Annotated in this window: 12 protein-coding genes and 1 tRNA gene; 10 read left to right on the plus strand and 3 right to left on the minus strand. The window is 71.8% G+C overall.

Annotated features, from left to right (window positions below; genetic code table 11):
- Nucleotides 1-298: 298 nt before the first annotated feature.
- On the minus strand, nucleotides 299-3,232 hold the full coding sequence (locus tag ACZ4NT_RS25385) for an SUKH-4 family immunity protein (protein ID WP_467727775.1): 2,934 nt from the start codon (nucleotides 3,230-3,232) through the stop codon (nucleotides 299-301).
- A 7-nt stretch (nucleotides 3,233-3,239) separates the two neighbouring features.
- Complete coding sequence (locus ACZ4NT_RS25390) at nucleotides 3,240-4,226, minus strand: SMI1/KNR4 family protein (protein ID WP_121402474.1); 987 nt, start codon at nucleotides 4,224-4,226, stop codon at nucleotides 3,240-3,242.
- Between the two features lie 246 nt (nucleotides 4,227-4,472).
- On the opposite strand from ACZ4NT_RS25390, the gene ACZ4NT_RS25395 reads away from it, so the two are divergent.
- Together ACZ4NT_RS25395 and ACZ4NT_RS25400 are read left to right on the plus strand one after the other, a co-directional pair.
- On the plus strand, nucleotides 4,473-4,985 hold the full coding sequence (locus ACZ4NT_RS25395) for a YwqJ-related putative deaminase (protein ID WP_121402473.1): 513 nt from the start codon (nucleotides 4,473-4,475) through the stop codon (nucleotides 4,983-4,985).
- 76 nt (nucleotides 4,986-5,061) lie between these two features.
- On the plus strand, nucleotides 5,062-5,556 hold the full coding sequence (locus ACZ4NT_RS25400) for an SUKH-3 domain-containing protein (RefSeq protein ID WP_121402472.1): 495 nt from the start codon (nucleotides 5,062-5,064) through the stop codon (nucleotides 5,554-5,556).
- Nucleotides 5,557-5,597: 41 nt separating this feature from the next.
- Here the strand turns inward: ACZ4NT_RS25400 and ACZ4NT_RS25405 are convergent, their stop codons facing one another.
- Nucleotides 5,598-6,914, minus strand: a complete 1,317-nt coding sequence (locus tag ACZ4NT_RS25405) for a histidine kinase (RefSeq protein ID WP_121402471.1) — start codon at nucleotides 6,912-6,914, stop codon at nucleotides 5,598-5,600.
- Between the two features lie 167 nt (nucleotides 6,915-7,081).
- On the opposite strand from ACZ4NT_RS25405, the gene ACZ4NT_RS25410 reads away from it, so the two are divergent.
- The 8 genes from ACZ4NT_RS25410 to ACZ4NT_RS25445 all read left to right on the plus strand — a co-directional run bounded on the left by ACZ4NT_RS25410 (nucleotide 7,082) and on the right by ACZ4NT_RS25445 (nucleotide 13,499).
- On the plus strand, nucleotides 7,082-7,804 hold the full coding sequence (locus ACZ4NT_RS25410; RefSeq protein ID WP_467727779.1) for a helix-turn-helix domain-containing protein: 723 nt from the start codon (nucleotides 7,082-7,084) through the stop codon (nucleotides 7,802-7,804).
- A 27-nt stretch (nucleotides 7,805-7,831) separates the two neighbouring features.
- A tRNA-Gln gene (locus tag ACZ4NT_RS25415) sits at nucleotides 7,832-7,903 on the plus strand.
- A 117-nt stretch (nucleotides 7,904-8,020) separates the two neighbouring features.
- Complete coding sequence (gene glmU, locus ACZ4NT_RS25420) at nucleotides 8,021-9,469, plus strand: bifunctional UDP-N-acetylglucosamine diphosphorylase/glucosamine-1-phosphate N-acetyltransferase GlmU (RefSeq protein ID WP_467727781.1); 1,449 nt, start codon at nucleotides 8,021-8,023, stop codon at nucleotides 9,467-9,469.
- Nucleotides 9,470-9,580: 111 nt separating this feature from the next.
- On the plus strand, nucleotides 9,581-10,555 hold the full coding sequence (locus ACZ4NT_RS25425) for a ribose-phosphate diphosphokinase (protein WP_121402468.1): 975 nt from the start codon (nucleotides 9,581-9,583) through the stop codon (nucleotides 10,553-10,555).
- 183 nt (nucleotides 10,556-10,738) lie between these two features.
- The gene (locus tag ACZ4NT_RS25430; protein WP_121402467.1) at nucleotides 10,739-11,332 is read left to right on the plus strand and encodes a 50S ribosomal protein L25/general stress protein Ctc; all 594 of its coding nucleotides are present in this window, start codon (nucleotides 10,739-10,741) and stop codon (nucleotides 11,330-11,332) included.
- A gap of 70 nt (nucleotides 11,333-11,402) precedes the next feature.
- The gene (pth, locus tag ACZ4NT_RS25435; RefSeq protein WP_121402466.1) at nucleotides 11,403-12,014 is read left to right on the plus strand and encodes an aminoacyl-tRNA hydrolase; all 612 of its coding nucleotides are present in this window, start codon (nucleotides 11,403-11,405) and stop codon (nucleotides 12,012-12,014) included.
- Between the two features lie 95 nt (nucleotides 12,015-12,109).
- Nucleotides 12,110-12,598, plus strand: coding sequence for a hypothetical protein (locus ACZ4NT_RS25440; RefSeq protein ID WP_121402465.1), 489 nt, complete (start codon nucleotides 12,110-12,112; stop codon nucleotides 12,596-12,598).
- Between the two features lie 184 nt (nucleotides 12,599-12,782).
- The gene (locus ACZ4NT_RS25445) at nucleotides 12,783-13,499 is read left to right on the plus strand and encodes an LPXTG cell wall anchor domain-containing protein (protein WP_121402464.1); all 717 of its coding nucleotides are present in this window, start codon (nucleotides 12,783-12,785) and stop codon (nucleotides 13,497-13,499) included.
- Nucleotides 13,500-13,607: the final 108 nt, after the last annotated feature.

Here is a 13,607-nt window from a genome sequence, read left to right on the forward strand (position 1 = left end):
CCCTTCTCCCACGAGCACGCCGCCAAAATCTCCCGCCCTTGCGGGACTTGCTCCCCCCCCCCCCCCCCCCCCCCCCCCCCCCCCGACACCGGAGCACTGCTCATCCTGTAACCCCTCTCCGCCGGACACACGCGAAATAAGTATTGTTTTCGCGCATATCTTGATGGATCGGGCTCAAGTGTTCATAACGCGACACTCCGCCCGGACGTTCCGGTCGGAAGGCGCAGCAAAAGGGGCGGACCCGGTCACTCGACCGGGTCCGCCCCTGGGGCACAGCGCGCCACCGCTCAACGGCGGCTCACAGCAGCCCGTCCCACATCTGCTCCAGCAGCACCGACCACCAGCTCTCCGGCGACCCCAGGGCCGCCGGGTCGAGGGCGGCGAGCTGCGCCTGGAAGTCGACGGTCCAGCGTCCCGCCTGCTCCTGGTTCAGACCGAACCGCAGCCGCCACATCCGCCCCAGCAGCGCCAGGGAGCGCGCGAACTCGGGCAGCCCCGTGTTCACGAACTGCGGCGGCACCGAACCGCCCCCGGGACCGGCCTCCACCGGGACGGCCACGATGTTCGCCGTGCCGTACTGGACGCAGACCGCCCGGCCGAAGTCGCTGCCCATCACCAGGTACGAGCCCGCGTCCGGAGCCGGCTGCACCCCGCGCTCCTGCGCCAGCTCCGCCAGCGTCGGCACCGGACGGCCCGGCTGGGCCTGCGCCCAGAAGAACGGGCCCATGTCCACCGGGAGTCCCGCCACCACCAGGGTGTGCGCCACGATCGGCGGCACGCCCTGCCGGGAGACCGCCGCCTGGTCGAAACGGAAGACACCCGGCCCGAACGCCGCCGCCAGTTCGTGCGCGATGGCCTCCGGGGGGACCGGCGGCGCGGGCTGCACCGGCGGGATCGGCGCCCGCACCGGCGCGGGCCGGGCCGGGCCGTCCGCCACCTGATGCAACTCGCCCTGATGCGCGAGCAGTTGGTGCATGCCCTGCTGCCGGCTCGCGTGATCCGTGCCGTACGGGGCGATGCTGGTGATCCGCGCCTGCGGCCAGGTCTCCCGGATCATCCGCGCGCAGTACGCACCCGGCAGCTCGCACGACTCCAGCTCCGTGTGCAGCTCCAGCACCTGCTGCGGCGGCACGTTCATCGCCCGCAGCTCGTGCAGGATCTGCCACTCCGGGTGCGGGGTGCCCGGCGCGGAACGCCGGATCAGCTGCTGCTCGGAACCGTCCTGGGCGCGGTAGCGCAGCACGGCCTGGTAACCGGGACCGACGGTCGGCTGACCGGCCTGCGGATAGCCGTACGCCGGAGGCTGCTGACCGGGCATCGGCTGACCCGGCATCGGCTGCGGCATCCCCGGCGGCATCCCCGGCGCCTGCGGCGGCGGGGGCGCACCCGGACCGCCGACCGCGGGGCCGGCCAGCATCGTCTCCGCGTGGTGCACGGTGCCCGGAGCCGGCGGAACCCCCGGTGCTCCGGGAGCCCCCGGAGCGCCGGGCGGCTGGGGCGCGCCGGGCGCACCCGGACCGCCCACGGCAGGGCCGGCGAGCATCGTCGCCGCGTGGTGGGGGCCGCCCGGAGGCGTACCACCGGGCGGGTTCGGCGCACCCGGCGCCTGCGGTGCACCCGGAGGACCCGGAGGCTGCGGGGCACCCGGACCGCCGACGGCCGGACCGGCCAGCATCGTCGCCGCGTGATGGGCGTCGCCCGGAGGCGTGCCACCGGGCGGGGTCGGCGCACCCGGAGGCCGCGGTCCGGACGGCGCACCGGGACCCTCGGGACCGTCAGGACCCAGCTGCGAGACGAGCTGCGTCGGCACATAGCCGCCCGCCGGAGCACCCGGGCCCGACGGCGCGGGAGCACTCCCCGGCCGCGCGCCCGGCGTCCCCGGCGCACCCGGCGACGGAGGCGTCGCCGCCCCGCCCGCCCGCGCGGCACGCGGCGGCCGCTGCGCCTTGCTGGTCGCGGCGTCCGCGATGTCACCGGCGTTCGGCGGCAGCGGGCGCCCCCCGGACGCCGGCCCGGCGGGCGGTTGCGGCGCACCGGAAGCGGGACCGGCCGGAGACTGCGGATGGCCGTACGACGGGACACCCGGCGCGGGCGTGCCCTGCGGACCGCCGGGCACCGGCGCCCCGTGAGGCGGCGTACCCGGACCGCCGGGGACAGGCGTCCCGGGAGCCGGAGTACCAGGGCCGGCCGGCGCCTGCGCACCGGGCGGCGGCGTACCGGGACCCCCGGACACCGGAGCGCCCGGAGACGGCGTACCCGGACCGCCGGGGCCCTGCGGATAGCCGTACGAGGAGCCGGCGGGCGCGGCCGGACCGCCCCCGGGCCCCTGCGCGGAACCGGACGGCGCGGCGCCCGGATCGTCCAGCGCCGGAGCCAGCGTCGTCCGCGGCAGCTGACTGCCACCCGAGATCAGCGCCGTCTTGGCGTCCGGCGTCACCCCGGGCGGCGGCGTCGCACGGTCGTCGAAGTCGCTCAGCGGCGGCGCGAACACCGTCGCGGGCAACGGCACCGAACGGTCCTCACCCGCCTCGGCGTTGGTGTCCGTACCGGCCCACGGCGTCGCCCCCTCGGGAGCCGCCGACGGCACCCGGTCCTGCGGCGGCGCGTCCTGCACCTCGTCGTCCACGGCCGCCGCCGGCCACGGCGTCGCCCCTTCCGGAGCGGCCGGACCCACGGCACCCGAAGCCGGCCCGGCACCCACGCCGTCCGCCACCCCGGAACCCGAACTCCCGTGCGTGGACGGGCCGTTGCCGACCACACCACCCCCGCCGTTCGCGGACGCACCGCCCACCGGCGATCCCTCCGCGGCGGCCGGACGCGACCCCGCCCCGTCCGACGCACCCGCCCGACGGTCCGGAATCCCCATCCGGTCAGCCGCCTCCTGGAGCCACTCGGGAGGGCTCAACAGGAACGACGTCTGATTCAGATCGACCCGCTGCGCAGGCGCCGGCGCCGGCTGCGGCACCGCGTCCACCGCCCCGTACTCCTCCTCGTACCGGCGGATCACCTCACCCACCGGCAACGCCGGCCACAACGTCGCCTCACCGCTGTCCCGCGCGATGACCAGCCGCTGCGCACCACCGTCCGACCGCGGACCGTCCGCACGGTCCTCCGCCCACACCACGAACCCGAGATCGAACTCCCGCACCCGCACCTCCCGGTGCTGATACGAGGCCACGTCCCCGTTGATCCACTCTTCCGCGCGCTCCTGCGCCTGCGCGAAGGTCACCATCGGACGCTCACTCCCCCACCGAAGAGACGGGCACGGCGTACGCGAACCCACCGTCCACCATCAGATTCGCCACGGTCTCCAGCTCCGGCGGATTGCCCGCCAGCCGCGACAGGAACTGGTCGAAGTCGTCACCGCACGGCAGCAGCAACCGCTGCACCCGCTCCGCCGGCGCCCACGCGTCCTGGTCCCGCGCATCGTCGTACGCGCAGAACCACACCGACCCGATCCGCTCACCCTTGACCTTCACCGCCAGCAGACCGCCCTGCACGAACCCGACGCACAGATAGTCCTTGGTCAGATGGTCACGCAGACACTTGTTGATGTAGACCAGATCGTTGACCGCCGCCTCGTCCCGCACCGTGAACAGCGGCTGGTCCACCAGCAGCCCCAACTCGGCGTCCAGCGCCGCACCCACCGGTGCACACCCGCCCGCCGCCTTCAGGAACGACCGGTAGGCACCCGGAAGCCGGTAGCCCAGGTCCTCCTCCACACCCAGCACCTGCTGCTCCGTCACCGCCACCGACGACTTCGGCAGACCGAAATGCGCCGGCCGCGTCTCCTGCAGCGGCCGCGTACCCCTCTTGTCCTGGTCGACCGCGGCCGTCGCGAGACCACCGTGATGCCGCAGCAACGCCTTCACCTCGACCGGCACCAACTCCAGCCGCCGCGTACCCGGCACGTGATGCCAGGTCCAGCCGTGCGGAGTCGCCACCGACGGAATCGTGTCCCACAGGTCGTGCCCGGTCGCGGCCAGCGCCGCATTCGCCGACACGTAGTCCGTCAACCGCAACTCGTCGACCCCGAAACCCTCCGGAGGCTCGGCGATCTCCGCGGCGGCACGCGCATACGGCGAGAAATCGGGATAGCCGTGCTCGTCCACCCGTACCCCTGCCGGGTGACGCGTCGCCCGGACCGGATCCGGGAAATGCACGACCTGCCCGGCGTATGCCGCGTTCGGCGGCGCGGCTTGCTGCCCGAGCCGACCTGTCGTCATGGCGATAGCCCCCTGCGGCGTTCTTCGTATGGCTGTATGGATCCCGGATGTCGACAGCCTATGCGGTACGACGACACCGGTCACCGGGCCTCCGGTTACGTGACCTGCCGTCACCCCGCCGTGACCCTGAGCCGAAGACCGGGCGTGTCGCGGCGCCCCAGCTTCCCCACCAGCCACGGCGTTTGGCAGTCTGTGTCCGCACCGGGGGCGGCCGCATCAGCGACCGCCGCCGCGGGCCGGGAGGGGATGGCAACCATGAACGCGACACAGACGGGCACGTCCGGCGATCCACGAGTCGGCTGGAGCGGCACCGGCACGCCCGAGGCCCCCACCCTCCTCCACCGCCGCGACGGCATACTCCCCACCGTCGCCGCCGCCCTCTCCGTACGCGGCGCCACCCTCACCGGAACGGCGGCCCGCGGCGACCAGCCTCCCGCCCTCCACCCCCTCGTACAGGACTTCCTCGACACCCTCACCAGCGCCCAGCGCGACCGCTTCACCGGCCGCTGCGCCGAGGCCATCCTCATCTCCCGCCACATCACGACCGTCGACGCCACCCGCAGCAAACGCGCCGCCCGACGGCCCATGACCAACGGCGAAGCCCGCAAAGCCCTCAAACACGCCAAACTCACCGCCCGGCGCATCCGCGAGGACGGCGACCCCCTGCACGGCAGCTTCGCCACCCCCTGCCGCTCCTGCACCGCGCTCAGCGACCACTTCGGCGTCCGCATCGTCGACCCGACGGCACAGGACGACTGACCGGCCCCCCACCCCCCGCACACCCACGCACCACGGCGACCACGCCGGTGAACCACACTCGACGAACGAAGGGCAGATGCACGCCGACCGCACCTCCACCACACGCTTCTCCGTCCCCGTCGACGCCGCCCTGCGCGACGCGGGCTGGCAGCCGGGACGCTGGGACATAAAGCAGGCCGAATACTGGGCCGACACCCTCCGCGGACACACCTCGCCCGCCGGACACCGGCACACCGTGTTCCCCGCCGCCGTGGAAGCCTGGGCCGAATTCGGCGGACTCCGCATCACCCCCCAGGGACCCGGCCGCCGCGTCGCCCCCGCCGCCCTCCACCTCGACCCGCTCCACGGCCTCCACATGGCCCGCACCCTCGGCGACCTCGGCCGCGCCCTCGACACCGAGGTCTGCCCCCTCGGCGAGGAGACCGACACCGGCGCCGCCCTCGCCATCGACACCGAAGGCCGCGTCTACACCCTCGACCACACCGGCGACTGGTACCTCGGCCACGACGTCGACCAGGCCCTCACCACACTCCTCACCGGCCTCGAACCGGTACGCCTCACCGCCGCCTGACCCGGCTCCCGGCGCCCGGCCACCCCCACCCGGGCGCCCCCTCACACCGCAGGCAGCACCGCCGACACCCGGAAGCCCCCCGCATCCGTCGGCCCCGAGACGAACACCCCGCCCAGCGCCGTCACCCGCTCCTTCATCCCCACCAGCCCGTTGCCCCCGCTCGGCAACCGCGCCGACGACGCGGACCCCGGCTCCGGCGGCGGCTCGTTCTCCACCTGCATCGCGATCTCCGACGAACGATGCGCCAGACGCACATACGTCTTCGCCCCCGCCGCGTGCTTGTGCACGTTCGTCAACGCCTCCTGCACCACCCGGTACGCCGTCTGCTCCACCTCCGGCGCATACGGCCGCACCTCCCCCTCCACCGACAGATCCACGGCCATCCCCGCCGCCGCCGACTGCCCCACCAACTCGTCCAGCTCCGCCAGACACGGCCCGTCAGCCGCCTCGTCCACCGCCCGCGACGCCGCCGCGGCAGCCGCCACCCCCACCGCCACCAACGGCACCGACGCACCCCGCCCCACCCGCGCGTGCGCCACCTCCCCCGTCCGCAGCACGCCCAGCATCTCCCGCAGCTCCGTCAACGCCTGCCGGCCCATGTCCCCCACCAGCGCGGCGTTGCGCACCGCCTTCTCCGGATCCTTCCGCGCCACCGCCTGCAACGCCGCCGCGTGCACCACCATCAGACTCACCCGGTGCGCCACCACGTCGTGCATCTCACGGGCGATCCGCGTCCGCTCCTCGTTGCGCGCCCACTCCGCGCGCTCCTCCGCCCGCTCCGCCAGCAGCTGCAACTCCCGCTCCAGCGAATCCGCCCGCTCCCGCAGGCTCTCCATCAGCCGCCGCCGCGCCCCCACATACAGGCCCAGCAGCACCGGAGGCGCCGTCATCCCCAGCGACGTCGTGATCGACAGGAACGGGACGAACCAGTCCCCTATCGTCAGGTCCCCGCGCACCACGTCCTGATGCGCCCGCACGAACGTCACGATCAGCGTCCCCACCAGGGACATGCCCGCCAGCGCCCCGATGATCCGGCGCGGCAGCTCCGACGCGGCGAGCGTGTAGAGCCCGACGACGCCCATCAGGAAACCCATCTGGGCCGGCGTGATCGCGATCGAGACGAGCACCACCGCGATCGGCCACTTCCGCCGCAGCACCAGCACCGACCCGGCCACAAGTCCGAACACGATGCCGGCCGCGAGCGGCAGCCCCGCGTCCCGCGCGAACGGAATCCCCTCCGCCGCGCACTCGATCGCGGACGCCAGCGCCAGGCAGGCGTCCAGCACCGCACTGCGCCACTTCGCCCACCACCACGGCCCTCTCCCGGCCGCGGTGTGGTCTTCCCCCGTCGTGGTCATGCCTCCAGCCTACGGGCGCACCCCGCCCGTTTTCCGGTGAGTTTCCGCGACCGGCTCACACCACACTCCGTAATCGAACAGAAGCGAAACCACCCGGAATCCCTCGAACTGCTGAATCGCACACCCCCCACCCCCGGACCCCCACATTCCGCACCGACGCTTTGCCCATGGCATACGCACACGGCAAATCTTCCGCTCCGACGAAGCCGAAGGTGAACGGCGAACGGCGCGCCCGGGCCCGCGAGCTGCGCCTCCGCGGCTGGACGTACGACGAGATCCGGGCGGAACTGGGCTGCTCCAAGAGTTCGGTGTCGCTGTGGGTCCGCGACCTGCCCCACCCGGAACCCCGCTGCACCCCGGAGGAGCAACGCGCACGGATGAACGCGGGGCTGGCGCGGCTGCGCGCTTCCCAGGACCTCGAACGCGAGGCGACCAAGCAGACGGCGGCCGCGGCGGTCGGGCGGCTCTCCGACCGCGAGCTGTTCCTCGTGGGTGTGGGCCTCTACTGGGCCGAGGGCGGCAAGGACAAGGCCTACTGCCGCCGGGAGCAGGTCCTCTTCGTGAACAGCGACCCGGGAATGATCTCCGTGTTCCTCGCCTGGCTCGACCTCCTCGGAGTCGACCGCAGCCGGCTGCGCCTTCGCGTGATGATCCACGAGTCCGCGGACGTGGAAGGAGCCGAACGCTTCTGGGCCGACCATGTCGGCCCGGGTGACCACCGCTTCAACCGGACCACACTCAAGAAACACAACCCGAAAACGGTGCGCAAGAACGTGGGCGACGCCTACCGCGGGTGCCTCGTCATCTACGTTCGCCGGAGCGCGGATCTGTACCGTCGCATCGAAGGTGCCTGGTACGGCATAGTGTTGGGTGCCAACTCGGCGGGCTGACCGAATGTCCGGTTCAGTCGCGCTTGTTCCCCCGTGGTGTAATTGGCAGCACTGTGGCTTTTGGTGCCATCTGTCCGGGTTCGAGTCCTGGCGGGGGAGCCGTGCTCGGTTCGGGCCCTGACAGCTCTGTCAGGGCCCGCTCTCATGTCGCTGGCGAAACGCCCCGGTATCCTGCGGATGTCCACACCCCGCCATCAGTAGCCGAAGGGCATCCCCGTGAGCGCCAACCGCCCGGCAGCCGTCGTCGTCCTTGCAGCGGGTGAGGGCACCCGTATGAAGTCGGCCACACCGAAGGTCCTGCACGAACTCTGCGGCCGCTCGCTCGTGGGCCATGTGCTCGCCGCCGCGCGCGAGTTGGACCCCGAGAACCTGGTCGTCGTCGTGGGTCACGCCCGCGAGAAGGTCACCGCGCACCTCTCCGAGACCGACCCCGGAGTGCGGACGGCCGTGCAGGCCGAGCAGAACGGGACCGGGCACGCGGTCCGGATGGGCCTGGAGGAGCTGGGCGGCCCGGTCGACGGGACGGTCGTCGTGGTCTGCGGGGACACGCCGCTGCTGACCGGCGGGACCCTCGAACGGCTCGCGGCCACGCACGCGGAGGACGGCAACGCGGTCACGGTGCTGACCGCGGAGGTGCCGGACGCGACGGGGTACGGCCGCATCGTGCGCGACGGCGCGAGCGGCGCGGTGACCGCGATCGTGGAGCACAAGGACGCGAGCGAGTCGCAGCGCGCCATCCGCGAGATCAACTCCGGGGTGTTCGCGTTCGACGGGCAGTTGCTGGCGGACGCGCTCGGCAAGGTGCGTACGGACAACAGCCAGGGCGAGGAGTACCTGACGGACGTGCTCGGGATCCTGCGGGAGGCGGGTCACCGGGTGGGTGCGTCGGTGGCGGGTGATCACCGGGAGATCGCCGGTATCAACAACCGTGTGCAGCTGGCCGAGGCGCGTCGCATCCTGAACGACCGTCTGCTGGAGCGGGCGATGCTGGCGGGTGTGACCGTGGTGGATCCGGCGTCGACGTGGGTGGACGTGTCGGTGACGTTCGAGCGGGACGCGGTGGTGCTGCCGGGGACGCAGCTCCAGGGGGCGACGCATCTGGGCGAGGGCGCGGAGGTCGGCCCGAACACCCGGTTGAAGGACACGGTGGTGGGCGCGGGTGCGCGGGTGGACAACACGGTGGCGGACGGCGCCGAGGTGGGTCCGCAGGCGAGTGTGGGTCCGTTCGCCTATCTGCGTCCGGGTACGCGTCTGGGTCTGAAGGCCAAGGTGGGTACGTACGTGGAGACGAAGAACGCGTCGATCGGTGAGGGGACGAAGGTGCCGCATCTGTCGTATGTGGGGGATGCGACGATCGGTGAGTATTCCAACATCGGTGCGGCCAGCGTGTTCGTGAACTACGACGGCAAGGAGAAGCACCACACGACGGTGGGCTCGCATTGCCGTACCGGTTCGGACAACATGTTTGTGGCTCCTGTCACGGTCGGGGACGGCGCGTACACCGCGGCGGGCTCGGTGATCACGAAGGATGTGCCGCCCGGTTCGCTGGCCGTGGCCCGTGGCCAGCAGCGGAATATCGAGGGTTGGGTGGCCCGTAAGCGTCCGGGGAGTGCGGCCGCGAAGGCGGCGGAGGCGGCTTCCCGGGATCCGGAGGGCGAGGCCTGACCGGAAACCGGCACGTCGGACACGGCGTACCGTGATAAGTGCACAACCCGCACCCCCCAGCTGAGATCACTTCTCAACGCCCAGCTGAGACACCTCTGAGGAGACAGTGCTGTGACCGGGATCAAGACGACCGGCGAGAAGAAGATGATGTTCTTCTCCGGCCGCGCCCACCCCGAGCTTGCCGAGGAGGTCGCCCACAAGCTGGGTGTCGGGGTCGTCCCGACGAAGGCCTTCGACTTCGCCAACGGTGAGATCTACATCCGTTATCAGGAGTCGGCTCGTGGTGCCGACTGCTTCCTGATGCAGAGCCACACGGCTCCGATCAACAAGTGGATCATGGAGCAGTTGATCATGATCGACGCTCTGAAGCGGGCTTCCGCTCGGAGCATCACGGTGATCGTGCCGTTCTACGGTTACGCGCGGCAGGACAAGAAGCACCGTGGGCGTGAACCGATCTCGGCGCGTCTGATCGCGGACCTGATGAAGACCGCGGGTGCGCACCGGATCCTGACGGTCGACCTGCACACGGACCAGATCCAGGGCTTCTTCGACGGCCCGGTGGACCACCTGTTCGCGCTGCCGATCCTGGCGGACTACGTGGGCGCGAAGGTCGACCGCAGCAAGCTGACGGTGGTGTCGCCGGACGCCGGCCGGGTGCGCGTCGCGGACCGCTGGTGCGACCGGCTGGACGCGCCGCTGGCGATCGTGCACAAGCGTCGCGACAAGGACGTCGCCAATCAGGTGACGGTGCACGAGGTCGTGGGTGACGTGAAGGGCCGGGTCTGTGTCCTGGTCGACGACATGATCGACACGGGTGGCACGATCTGCGCGGCTGCGGACGCGCTGTTCGCGCACGGTGCGGAGGACGTGATCGTGACGGCGACGCACGGTGTGCTGTCCGGTCCGGCCGCGGATCGCCTGAAGAACTCGAAGGTGAGCGAGTTCGTGTTCACGGACACGCTGCCGACGCCGGGTGAGCTGGAGCTGGACAAGATCACGGTGCTGTCCATCGCGCCGACGATCGCGAACGCGGTGCGCGAGGTGTTCGAGGACGGTTCGGTGACGAGCCTGTTCGAGGAGCAGTGAGCCGCCCGCGGGCTTGCTGAAGATCGATTTCTGGTACGGCCTTCCCGCCGAGTAAGGTGTGACAGTTGCTCGGCGAGGGAGGCCGTACCGTTTTGGGTACGGCGATCCGTTATCGACGCGCTCTTCGTAGCAGGCCGTTCGTGGCCGGGTGACCACTTTCCCCATGTACTACGAGGAGTGAACATGTCCGAGGTCAAGCTCGCCGCCGAGACCCGCACCGAGTTCGGCAAGGGTGCCGCGCGCCGCATCCGTCGTGACAGCAAGGTTCCCGGTGTCGTCTACGGTCACGGTTCCGAGCCGGTCCACGTGACGCTTCCGGGCCACGAGCTGCTGCTCGCTCTGCGTACCCCGAACGTGCTGCTGTCCCTGGAGCTCGACGGCAAGACGCAGCTGGCGATCCCGAAGGCCGTGCAGCGTGACGCGATCAAGGGCTTCCTGGAGCACGTCGACCTGCTGCTCGTCCGCAGCGGCGAGAAGGTCACCGTCGAGGTCTACGTCCACACCGAGGGCGAGCTGGCTCCCGGCGCCTACCTGCTGGAGCACGTGCTCAGCACGCTGACGGTCGAGGCCGAGGCCACGCACATCCCGGAGTCGGTCACGGTGTCGATCGAGGGCCTGGAGGCCGGTGCCGCCATCCTCGCGAAGGACATCCCGCTGCCGTCGGGCACGAAGCTGGCCATCGACGAGGACGCGGTCGTCCTGCAGGTGCTGGCCGCGCAGGCCGAGGAGGCCGCGGGCGAGTCCGAGGGTGCGGGCGACGAGGCCGCCGAGGCCTGATCACCCCCGATTTCTCGGTTGTCAGCCGCCGCTCCGGTCCGGAGCGGCGGCTGGCGCCTTTCAAGGACACATGGGAGACACGGACGTGACGACCGACGCCTCTGCGCCCTGGCTGATCGTGGGGCTGGGCAATCCGGGGCCCGAGTACGCGATGAACCGGCACAACGTGGGCTTCATGGTGGCCGATCTGCTGGCGACGCGGGTGGGCGGGAAGTTCAAGCGGGCCGGGAAGGCCCAGGCGCAGGTGATCGAGGGCCGGATCGGTCCGCCGGGGCCGGCGAACCGCCGGGTGATCCTGGCGAAGCCGATGTCGTACATGAACCTGTCGGGTGGCCCGGTGAACGCGCTGCGGGACTTCTACAAGGTGCCGGTGGGTCATGTGGTGGCGGTGCACGACGAGTTGGACATCGACTACGGGGTGCTGCGGCTGAAGCTGGGGGGCGGCGACAACGGGCACAACGGTCTGAAGTCGATGACGAAGGTGATGGGTTCGGACTATCACCGGGTGCGTTTCGGCATCGGGCGTCCGCCGGGGCGGATGCAGGTGGCGGATTTCGTGCTGAAGGACTTCGCGTCGGCGGAGCGCAAGGAGCTGGACTACTTCGTGGACCGTGCGGCGGACGCGGTGGAGGCTCTGGTCATCGAGGGGCTGGAGCGGGCGCAGAGCACGTACAACTCGTGAGCGGTGCGGCGGGCCGGTCGATGTAGGGGGACAACTGCCGACTTGTCGCCCGGCCAGGTTGACCGGGTGCAGGGCCATGGCCAAGGATCGCCGCCATGTGTCCCCAGGCGTCCTCCAGTCAGAGCGCGTACGCGGCGCTGCGGTTCGGGCGGCTCGCGGTGATGGGTACGGTCGCCGCGCTGATCCTGGTCGCGGGGGTCTGGGGGTCCTGGGGCACCGCGCAGCACGTGATGCTGACCAAGGGGCGTGAGCAGGGGACGATGACGGTCTCGTCCTGTGCGGACGATGCCTGTTGGGGGCCGTTCCGGCCGACGTCGTCGGGGTCGCAGGCGCGTGGGCGGGTGGTCATCGATCAGTCGGTGGCGGTGAAGGAGGGGCGGACCTACTCGGTTGCCGTGAAGCCGGGCAGCGGTCATGTGGTGCGTACGGGGCCGGCGGGGCTGCTGTATGCGTGGGTGCCGCTGGCGGGTGCGTTGCTGCTGGCTTCGGTGGTGGTGGCGGGGGGTCTGCGGCTGACGCGGGCGGCGTGGTTGATGGCGGGTGCGGGGGTCACCTTTCTGACGGCGACGTTCCTGGTGCTGTGAGCCGGGTTAGGGGGCCGTGCGGGGACGATCTTCGTGTTCCCCGATCGTTATGGGCCGCGGTGGGTGCGATACGTGGCGCTTGGGGCAGAGGGGGCGTCCCGTCACTTGACGGGCGGTCGTGGCGGCTGGATGCTGAGCCGCCCCCTCCACATCTTCTGCCGCTCCTCTCGAAGATGGACTGCCCATGCGTACCCTCCTCCGCGCCGGTGTTCTCGTCGCCGGCTTCTCCGCCGCGCTGTTGACCGTTCCCTCCGCCCACGCCGCTCCCGGTACCGCTCCCGGGGACAACGGCACCGTCAAGATCCACGACGCGGTCACCGGCGAGGAGCTCCGCCGGAACGAGCCGCACGTCTGCGCGTTCTACCTGGACGCCTTCGGTTTCGACGGTGTGCAGGAGGTGGACTGGCACATCGAGGCCTGGGCGCCGACCGCCGACGTCAAGGGCGAGACGGTGAAGTCCGGTGAGCTGACGCTGGACGCCGAGGGTCACGGCCGCAGTGACGATCTGAAGCTGCCCGACGGCCACTACAAGCTCTTCTGGACCTTCGAGGGGGAGAAGGGCGCCGCCAAGCACAAGGTCTTCTGGGCGGACTGCGAGGACTCCGGGGAGGGTGGCGGCACGCCGAGCGCCTCCGCTTCGGCTTCGGCGAGTGCTTCGGCGAGTGCCTCGGCCTCGCCGTCGGGGTCGGCCGGGTCGGGTGCGAGCCCGTCGTCGACCGCGGGCGGTTCCTCGTCGGCGCCGGCGGCCTCGCCGTCCTCGGCGCCGTCCGGGCAGGGCGGCGGTGACCTCGCGGAGACCGGCAGCGGTGCTCCGGTGGGTGCCCTGTCGGCCGCGGCCGCGGCGCTGGTCGCGGCGGGCGGCGTGCTGGTGGTCCGCCGCCGTCGGGCGAACCGCGGCTGATCCGGCCGAAGGGCACACACGGAGGTGGGGGGGGGGGGGGGGGGGGGGGGGGGGGGGGGGGCGGGGGGGGGGGGGGGTGGGGGGGGGGGGGGGGGTTAGGCGGGCAGG

The sequence above is a fragment of the Streptomyces sp. NPDC026417 genome (genome assembly GCF_055567695.1).